Consider the following 8,955-nt stretch of genomic DNA (forward strand, 5'->3'; position numbering starts at 1 on the left):
CGCGGCAGACACTGCGGCGCGAGATCATGGGCACGCTGCAGCGCATCCCGCAGGTGCAATCCTTCGATGGAGCGTCCGGAGCCCGTCAACATGCCGGGCACCGCGGCTGGTGTCAGCACGACGGTCGGTCGCCCGAACTGCTGCACCAGGCGCGAAGCGACAATGCCCTGCACCCCGGGATGACCATCCTCCAGGTGGACCACGATCACCTGATGCCCTTCCCGCAAGGAGGTGAGCGCCAGGGCACGCGCCGACTCCACCATCTCGGCCTCGATCGCCTTGCGTGACTGGTTGTCCTGATCGAGCACTTCCAGTGCACGCTGCGCTGCGCCATCTTCCCGCGCCAACATGAAATGCAGCGCGGCGTACGGGTCATCCAGACGCGAGCGGGCATTGATACGCGGCCCCATCTGGAAGGCCAGCGTCTCGGCATTGAAGGGCACGCTATCCGCCCCGAGCCGCTCTGCCATCGCGCGCCAGCAGGGTTCCTGCATGCGGTTGATCAACGTGAGGCCGAGATTGACCACCGCGCGATTGATCGCACTGCCCCCCAGCGACACACAGTCCGCCACCGTCCCCAGCGCCACATACGACAGCCACGGCGACAGCTTGGGGGCATCGCTCGGCAACCTGCCCTGTTCGATCAAGACGTTACGGGTCAATGACATCGTCAGCCAGGCGACCATGCAGCCGGCAATGGTCGCGTCGGGATAGGCGCAGTCATCTCGTGTCGGATTGACGGTCGCGTAGGCGGAAGCCGGCGGCCCTTCCTGAGGCAACGCATGGTGATCCGTCACCACCACCTCTATCCCCGCCTCCTTGAGCAACGCCAGACGCGCCTCATCACTGGAGCCGCAGTCCGCGGTCACGATCAGAGACGGACGCGGTGACAGCGTCATGATGCGCTCGACCAGCGGCAGACTGATGCCATAGCCATCATGGATGCGATGGCCGATCAGACTGTGCACGCGGTCGTTGGGCACATCGAACAGCTCGGTCAGCGTGCGCAGCATCACCACATGCGAGGTGATGCCGTCCACGTCATAGTCGGTGAGGATGCCGATATGCTCCCCCTCGGCGACGGCGCGCGCGATGCGCTCTGCCGCGCGCCGGCCATCGGCCAGCCGTTCGGGATGCTCGATATGCCGGAGTGCCGGCGTGACCAACGCCTCCAGGGGCGCCTTGCAGCTCTCCAGCGTCAGACGCCCTGCCAGCACACGTGCCTGCAATTCGCTGAGCCCGGTCGCGATGCCCTGCTGATAGAGACGCTCGTCACGCACGCGCGGCTGAATGACCCGCGCAATGCTGGCCGCAAGCGTGCGCTCGTCCGGACGACTCATGGAATCTTGCGAGAATGGGGGCGACACGGGGGAAGTGACAGACATGGAGAGCTCCTGACAAACGACATGGCCGTCATCTCGGCAGCGGACTGCAGACATGACGGCCATGAAAAGATGACTGCCGATCACCCCGAGCGGGCCAACCGGCAGTTGCTGCAATCACCCGCGGCGATTCTCGCGCACGAAGTCCTGCACTGCCGCCAACTCCGCCGGCAGTACGCTGTAACGCTCCTCGCGCTCCAGCAGGTCATGCAGATGCGGCGGCAGATCGACGCCAGCAAAGCCGGCACGCGCCACGGCTTCGGCAAACTTGGCCGGATGCGCCGTCGCCAGCGTGATCATCGGCGTCGCGCTATCGGTACGGCAGACCTCAGCCGCACGATAGCCGGTTGCCGTATGCGGATCGAGAATCTCGCCGGTGCGATGGTGCGCCTCACGGATGACCTCGAGGATCGTCTCGTCATCGACACTGTGACTGGAGAACAGCTCACGCAGCTTCGCCAGCGGGGCATCCGCCAGTGCTGCCGGTTCCCGCGAGAAGTGCTCGAGCAGCTCACGGATCGCCTGACCATCGCGGCCATAGGCTTCGAACAGCAGACGTTCGAAGTTGGAGGACACCACGATATCCATCGACGGTGCCAGCGTCGCCTTCAGCTCCTGACGCGAGAAGTCATTGGAGGAGATGGTGCGATGCAGGATGTCGTTGGCGTTGGTGGCGATCACCAGCTGGCGCACCGGCAGCCCCATGCGCGAGGCCAGATAGCCGGCAAAGATGTTGCCGAAGTTGGCCGACGGCACCGTGAAGCTGACCTGACGCGCCGGAGCGCCCAGCGCCACACCGGCGGCCACGTAGTAGACGGTCTGGGCCATGATGCGCGCCCAGTTGATCGAGTTGACCGCGACCAGACGCGTGCCGTTCAGGAAGTCCTGATCGGCGAAGCTGGCCTTCACCATCGCCTGGGCATCATCGAAGTTGCCTTCGATGGCGATGTTGAAGACGTTGGGCGCCAGCACGGAGGTCATCTGGCGGCGCTGCACTTCGGAGACACGGTTGTGCGGATGCAGAATGAAGATATCCACATGATCGCAGGCACGGCAGCCCTCGATGGCGGCGGAGCCGGTATCACCGGAGGTCGCGCCCATGATCACCGCACGCTCGCCGCGCTTGGCAAGGAAGTGATCCAGCAGGCGACCCAGCAGCTGCAGCGCGACATCCTTGAAGGCCAGTGTCGGGCCGTGGAACAGCTCCAGCAGGTAATGGTTGCTGTCGAGCTGATTGAGCGGCACGACGGCATCGTGACTGAAGGTTGCGTAGGTCTCGCGCACGATGTCACGGAAGGTCTCGCCATCGATGGCGCCATCGACGAAGGGCTTCATGACACGGAAGGCGATTTCCGCGTAGGACTCACCGGCCATCGCCGTCAGCTCATCGGCGCTGAACTGCGGCAGGGTTTCCGGCACGTACAGACCGCCATCACTGGCAAGCCCCGTGAGAACCACATCTTCAAAACCGAGCGCCGGCGCCTGGCCGCGCGTGGAGATATAACGCATGTCGTGTCTTCCCGTGGCTCTTGCCACCGTTATGATTCTTGCTCTTCCGGCCTGCGCCGGCTGCCCAGCGGGGCGGTGCCATCACCGTCGATAGCCCCGCCCCGTTTGCCCGCGATCAGGCGTTGTCGTCGAGATCCTCGACACGAATGCGCACCACGGAACCGGCGACATCCACCAGCGCTTCCAGCTGGCGAATCGCTTCGTTCATGTGCAGTTCGCGCGCACGGTGCGTGAGCAGAATGATCGGCACCAGCTCCCCTTCGGTGGCTTCCTTCTGGATGATCGCCTCGATGGAGATGCCCTGCTCGGAGAGGATCGACGCGACACGCGCCAACACGCCCGGGCGGTCCACTGCGTGCAGACGCAGATAGCAGGCCGTCTCGATCTCTTCCATCGGCAGGATCGGCAGGGTGTCGCCGTGCTGATTGATCTCGGCGAAGGCCAGATACGGCACACGGTAGCGGTGGTCGGTGGCGATATCGCGCGCCACGTCGAGCAGGTCCGCGACCACGGCAGAGGCCGTCGGCTCGGCACCGGCGCCGGCACCGTAGTAAAGGGTCGGGCCGACAGCGTCGCCCATCACCTCGATGGCATTCTTGACGCCATGCACATTGGCCAGCAGACGTCCCTTGGGAATCAGCGTCGGATGCACGCGCAGCTCGAGGCCCTTGGCCGTGGCGCGGGTGATGCCCAGATGCTTGATGATGTAGCCCAGGTTATCGGCCTGCTCGATGTCCTCGGCCGTGATGCGCGAGATGCCTTCGGTGTAGGCCTTGTCGAACTGCAGCGGCACGCCGAAGGCAATCGAGGCCAGGATGGTCAGCTTGTGCGCGGCATCGATGCCTTCGACATCGAAGGTCGGATCGGCTTCGGCATAGCCCAGCGCCTGCGCCTCGGCCAGCACGTCCTCGAAGCTGCGACCTTCATCACGCATCGCGCTGAGGATGAAGTTGCCGGTGCCGTTGATGATGCCGGCCAGCCACTGGATGCGGTTGGCACCCAGGCCTTCACGCAGCGACTTGATGACGGGAATGCCACCGGCCACTGCGGCTTCGAAGGCCACCATCACGCCTTTCTCGGCGGCGGCACGGAAGATCTCGTTGCCGTGGACGGCGATCAGCGCCTTGTTGGCGGTCACGACATGCTTGCCGTTGGCGATGGCTTCCATCACCAACTGATAGGCGACATCGTAGCCGCCGATCAGCTCGACCAGCACATCGACCTCGGGATTGCGCGCGACCTCGAAGATGTCGTGCGTGCGGCTGACGCCGGTGATATCGCAGTCAGGATTGTCGCGTCGTGCGCCGACCTGTTCGACGATGATCGGGCGTCCAGCACGACGCGCAATCTCATCGGCATTGCGAATCAGCACGTTATAAGTGCCGCCGCCTACGGTCCCTAGACCACAGATTCCTACTTTCACCGGTTTCAACGTCGCTTTCCTCTCTTGTTACGGTATCCAGCCTTGAGGGCCGCGCCACTGTCAGCGACGGCCTTGCCGATCTCACGTCGGTCTATTATCCAGACATCCTGCACGTACGTCTGTCGTGACCACGGTAGCAAGGCAGGACGCCCTGTCAACGCGCAGTCTTGTCGCCTGTGGTTCAGTCATCGATGCCCAGCATGCTGGCAAGACGCTCCACGGGCAGGTAGCCCGGCACCATCTGGCCATCCGGCATCACGATGGCCGGGGTACCCTGCACTCCCATGCGCGTGCCCAGCTGATACTGGCTTTGCACCGGCGCATCGCAGCTGGCCGCCTGCTTGGGCACTTCGCCTTCATTCTTGATCTGGTTCATCGCCTCGGTGGGATTGTCCGCACACCACACCTGCGCCAGCTCACGCGCGCCCTGCGAGCGCATGCCACCGCGCGGGAAGGCCAGATAGCGCACTTCGATGCCACGTGCATTGAGTTCCGGCACTTCCTGGTGCAGCTTGCGGCAATACGGGCAGGTGGTATCGGTGAAGACACTGATCACCGCCTTGACCTCACCCGCCGGGCGGAAGATGACCATATCATCTTCACTGACCTCGGCCAGCAGCTCGAGGCGCTCGCCATTGGCCTTCTGCTCGCTGAGATTGACCAGCCCCTTGTCGCCATCATTGCGGTACATCTCACCCACGATCAGATGCTTGCCGTCGATATCGGTAAAGAAGCTCTCGCCACTGGTCAGGCGCACCTCATAGAGGCCGTCGATGGGGCTTGAGGCCAGTGATTCGACCGGCAGCGGCTGGCCATTGACGACGAGCTTGTCGCGCAGATCATCCAGCGCATCAGCCTGGGCCAATGGCGCCACAAGCGTCAGCACGGCGCCGGCGCTCAGGAGGCGGATCGCACGGGACAGGGCCTGCGGACGACGGAAAGACTTGCTCATCAAACACTCCTTGGCGTCCGCGCGCAGAGGGAAGGACACTCAGCCACGCGGATGATGTTCGGCATGCAGACGCTCCAGACGCGCCTGGGCCACATGGGTATAGATCTGGGTCGTGGAAAGATCACGATGTCCCAGCAACAGCTGCACGACACGCAGGTTGGCACCGTGATTGAGCAGGTGCGTGGCGAAGGCATGGCGCAGCGTATGCGGTGACAGAGGCTTGCTGATGGCCGCAGTCACGGCGTGACGCCGGATGCGATGCCAGAAGGTCTGTCGCGTCATGGCCTTGTCGTGTCGGCCGGGAAACAGTGCCGGACGCGTCTGGTCGGCCATCATCGCAGGTCGGCCAACGGACAGCCAGCGTGACAACCAGTCACAGGCCTCCTCGCCCAGCGGCACCAGCCGCTCACGATCGCCCTTGCCGGTGACACGCACGACACCCTGGCGCAGATTGAGCGCATCGACACTCAGGTTGACCAGCTCGCTGATGCGCAGGCCCGCTCCATAGAGCACTTCGAGCATGGTGCGATCACGCAGCCCGATGGGCGTCTCGAGATCCGGTGCCTCCAGCAGGCGCTCGACCTCCTCCTCATCCAGCGTGCCCGGCAGGCTGGGAATCACGCGCGGCAGGCGTACCTCATGCAGCGGGTCCGCCTCGATCATGCCTTCGGCCAGCGCCCAGCGATAGAAGCGCCGCAATGCCGACAGCAGACGCGCCGTGGAGCGCAGCGCATGTGACTCACGCCGCGAGTCACAGAAGGCCTGCACCTGCTGCGGTGCCACGCTCAGCAACGGCACCGTGTCAGCGCCCGCCTCCGCCTGATCGGCCAACCAGCGCCGCCAGGCCGTGAGATCACTGCGATAGGCGCCGAGCGTATTGTCACTGGCACCCCGCTCTAGCCACAACGTATCGAGAAAGGCCTCGACCAACGCATCGTCGTCCATCATTCCCGCTTCCCCGTCCTGAATGACGCGCCATCCGCGCTCGCCGTGGCCATCATGTACCGCGGCACCTGGCCTGCGTGAGCCTCGATTCTACCGTGATGCCCTGACGATGAAATGAACCCGCTGCAAGTCATAGCGGATTTCCCTGGTGCACAAACACGAAGACCCCGCCATGCGATGCATGGCGGGGTCTTCATATGGCGGAGGAGCAAGTGGCAATTCGCTCCCCCGCAGTACTGCCGAGTTCTGCAGTCAGGGAATGCGGAGCGCTTAGCCCAGCTTTTCCTTGATGCGTGCAGACTTGCCGCTACGCTCACGGAGGTAGTACAGCTTGGCCTGACGGACGTCACCACGACGCTTGACGTCGATAGCGGCAACCTGCGGGCTGTAAGTCTGGAAGGTACGCTCGACGCCCACACCGTGGGAGATCTTGCGGACGGTGAAGGCGGAGTTCAGACCGCGGTTACGCTTGCCGATCACCACGCCTTCGAAGGCCTGCAGACGCTCGCGAGTACCTTCGACGACCTTGACCTGGACGACGATGGTGTCGCCCGGTGCAAAGGCCGGGATTTCCTTGGCCATCTGCTCGTTTTCGATCGCCTGGATCAGTTTATTCTTGCTGCTCATCGCTAGCTCCAAATTCGTTAGCATCAATCCTGGGATTGATGTTCGTCATGACCCCGGCACCGCAAACGGCCTTGAACACGGGGATCGACCTTGTGTGTGACGCGCCACGGAACTCCCGCAAGATGACTCCGGGCCGTGCCGCACCTCCGCCACGGTGGCGGCCTTCTCCTGACTGCGAACCTTCGGTTCGCAGCGGTCAGGCCTTGCCTTTCCGGGCGTGCTGCGCGATGAACTCGTCGAGCAGCTTGCGCTCCTCACGAGTCAACGTGCGACTCTCCAGCAAATCCGGACGCCTGAGCCAGGTACGTCCCAGAGACTGCTGCAACCGCCAGCGCTTGATCAGGGCATGATTGCCACTGAGCAGAACATCCGGCACCCGCTTGCCGTCGATGACTTCAGGGCGGGTATAGTGCGGACAATCGAGCAGGCCATCGGTGAAGGAATCCTCCTCCGCGCTGGCTTCATGCCCGAGTACGCCCGGCACCAGGCGTGCCACCGTATCGATCAGGACCATGGCCGGCAGTTCCCCGCCAGACAGGACGTAATCGCCGATCGACCACTCCTCGTCGATCTCCTCTTCCACCACGCGCTCATCAATGCCTTCATAGCGTCCGGCCACCACGATCAGACGCTCTTGCGTCGCCAGTTCGCGGGCACCGGCCTGATCCAGCTTGCGGCCTTGCGGGGAGAGATAGATCACACGAGCGTTGTCACCGCCAGCGGCGCGGGCGTCACGAATGGCGCCACGCAGGGTCTCGACCTTCATCAACATGCCGGGACCACCGCCGTAGGGACGATCATCGACCGTACGGTGCCTGTCGGTGGCGTAGTCGCGAGGATTCCAGAAATCGACCTCGAGCAGGCCCTTGTCGACCGCTCGGCCGGTCACGCCACTGGCGGTAATCGCCGTGAACATTTCCGGAAACAGGCTCACTACACCAATCCACACAGGCGTCAGCTCTCTGTGCTTAACATCAGAATTCGGGATCCCAGTCGACGCTCATGCGCCCAGTGGTGAGATCCACATCGCGAACCACCTGATCGGGAAGGTACGGCACGAGCCGTTCCTTCTCATCGATGCTGTCGTCGTTCGGCTTTATCACCAGAACGTCGTTGGCACCGGTTTCCATCAGGGTGCTCACTTTCCCGAGGCGCTGGCCATCCAGCGTTACCACCTCGAGACCTTCCAGTTGATGCCAGTAGTACTCACCGACTTCCAGCTGCGGCAGGTGCTGCTTGGGCAGGAGAATCTCCGCCCCGGCCAGCTCCTGTGCTGCTTCGCGACTGTCGATACCTTCGAGCTGTGCCACCAGGCCCTTGCCATGGCGACGTGCCTGAGCGAGGCGGGCGGGAATCTGCTTCCCGTCCAGCTTCAGCATCCAGCCAGCGTAATCGAAGATGCCATCAATCGGGCTGGTGTAGGAATACACCTTGAGCCAGCCTTTGACGCCATAGGGGCTGGTAAGCTTCCCCATTACCACGACATCATCGTCATGCGATGACGCTGCGGTCGGCTGCGGGTTGTTCGGTTGAGTAGGCATCCTGGAATCAAGCCTGCTGCTTGCCAGCTTCCTTGATCAGCTGAGCGACACGGTCAGAGACCTGTGCGCCCTGCTGCTGCCAGTGAGCGACGCGCTCGAGATCGACGCGCAGACGCTCTTCCTGGCCGCGAGCGACCGGGTTGAAGAAGCCGACGCGCTCGATGAAGCGGCCATCACGGGCTGTGCGGGAATCAGCCACAGCGAGGTGGTAGAAGGGACGCTTCTTGGCGCCACCACGTGCCAGACGAATGGTAACCATTGCGTAATCTGTCCTTCGTGTTGAAGTGAAAATCGTGCCACAGAACTCGTCTTCGCATGGAGGGTCCACACGAAGAGGCGACATTCTACGGAAATTGGCAAGCCTTGGAAACCTTTTTCCAAGGCCATACACACGCTCCGTGGCACGGGACGTGCCACGGAGCGCAATTCCTGGTGTCAGCGCCCATGTCTCATCAGCGCTGCATCGGGCATCGGGTCAGCAATCAGCGACGCGGGAAGCGTCCGCCGCCCATGCCGCCGGGGCCACCCATACCGCCCATGCCACCCATACCGCCGGGGCCGCCAGGACCACCGCCA

General features: G+C 63.3%; 9 protein-coding genes. All 9 read right to left on the bottom strand.

What is annotated here, in order from left to right; genetic code table 11:
* The coding region (locus AC4FAH_RS04830) for a single-stranded-DNA-specific exonuclease RecJ (protein ID WP_490245729.1) at positions 1 to 1,340 on the bottom strand (1,340 nt) is incomplete at its 3' end.
* A 159-nt stretch (positions 1,341 to 1,499) separates the two neighbouring features.
* Entirely contained in the window at positions 1,500 to 2,891 is a 1,392-nt protein-coding gene (thrC, locus tag AC4FAH_RS04835) for a threonine synthase (RefSeq protein WP_225347367.1), read from the bottom strand.
* A 115-nt stretch (positions 2,892 to 3,006) separates the two neighbouring features.
* Positions 3,007 to 4,323, bottom strand: coding sequence for a homoserine dehydrogenase (locus AC4FAH_RS04840; protein WP_225347368.1), 1,317 nt, complete (start codon positions 4,321 to 4,323; stop codon positions 3,007 to 3,009).
* 172 nt (positions 4,324 to 4,495) lie between these two features.
* Positions 4,496 to 5,266 carry a DsbC family protein gene (locus tag AC4FAH_RS04845; protein WP_213114777.1) on the bottom strand — a complete coding sequence of 257 codons (771 nt, stop codon included), beginning with the start codon at positions 5,264 to 5,266 and terminating at the stop codon, positions 4,496 to 4,498.
* A gap of 39 nt (positions 5,267 to 5,305) precedes the next feature.
* The gene (gene xerD, locus AC4FAH_RS04850) at positions 5,306 to 6,211 is read right to left on the bottom strand and encodes a site-specific tyrosine recombinase XerD (RefSeq protein WP_288986136.1); all 906 of its coding nucleotides are present in this window, start codon (positions 6,209 to 6,211) and stop codon (positions 5,306 to 5,308) included.
* 270 nt (positions 6,212 to 6,481) lie between these two features.
* Positions 6,482 to 6,838 (bottom strand): 50S ribosomal protein L19, encoded by a 357-nt coding sequence (gene rplS, locus AC4FAH_RS04855; RefSeq protein WP_043336437.1) that lies wholly within the window; start codon positions 6,836 to 6,838, stop codon positions 6,482 to 6,484.
* 196 nt (positions 6,839 to 7,034) lie between these two features.
* On the bottom strand, positions 7,035 to 7,787 hold the full coding sequence (trmD, locus tag AC4FAH_RS04860; protein WP_043336440.1) for a tRNA (guanosine(37)-N1)-methyltransferase TrmD: 753 nt from the start codon (positions 7,785 to 7,787) through the stop codon (positions 7,035 to 7,037).
* Between the two features lie 25 nt (positions 7,788 to 7,812).
* A complete protein-coding gene (gene rimM / locus AC4FAH_RS04865) occupies positions 7,813 to 8,379 on the bottom strand; it encodes a ribosome maturation factor RimM (RefSeq protein WP_082388946.1) in 567 nt (188 codons plus the stop codon).
* 7 nt (positions 8,380 to 8,386) lie between these two features.
* Positions 8,387 to 8,638 carry a 30S ribosomal protein S16 gene (rpsP, locus tag AC4FAH_RS04870; RefSeq protein ID WP_043336448.1) on the bottom strand — a complete coding sequence of 84 codons (252 nt, stop codon included), beginning with the start codon at positions 8,636 to 8,638 and terminating at the stop codon, positions 8,387 to 8,389.
* Positions 8,639 to 8,955: the final 317 nt, after the last annotated feature.

This window comes from Cobetia sp., from assembly GCF_983723665.1.

Coding starts and splice junctions, on each gene's coding strand:
- thrC (WP_225347367.1), bottom strand. CDS start 2,891: ATGCGTTATATCTCCACGCGCGGCCAGGCGCCGGCGCTCGGTTTTGAA.
- AC4FAH_RS04845 (WP_213114777.1), bottom strand. CDS start 5,266: ATGAGCAAGTCTTTCCGTCGTCCGCAGGCCCTGTCCCGTGCGATCCGC.
- xerD (WP_288986136.1), bottom strand. CDS start 6,211: ATGGACGACGATGCGTTGGTCGAGGCCTTTCTCGATACGTTGTGGCTA.
- rplS (WP_043336437.1), bottom strand. CDS start 6,838: ATGAGCAGCAAGAATAAACTGATCCAGGCGATCGAAAACGAGCAGATG.
- rimM (WP_082388946.1), bottom strand. CDS start 8,379: ATGCCTACTCAACCGAACAACCCGCAGCCGACCGCAGCGTCATCGCAT.
- rpsP (WP_043336448.1), bottom strand. CDS start 8,638: ATGGTTACCATTCGTCTGGCACGTGGTGGCGCCAAGAAGCGTCCCTTC.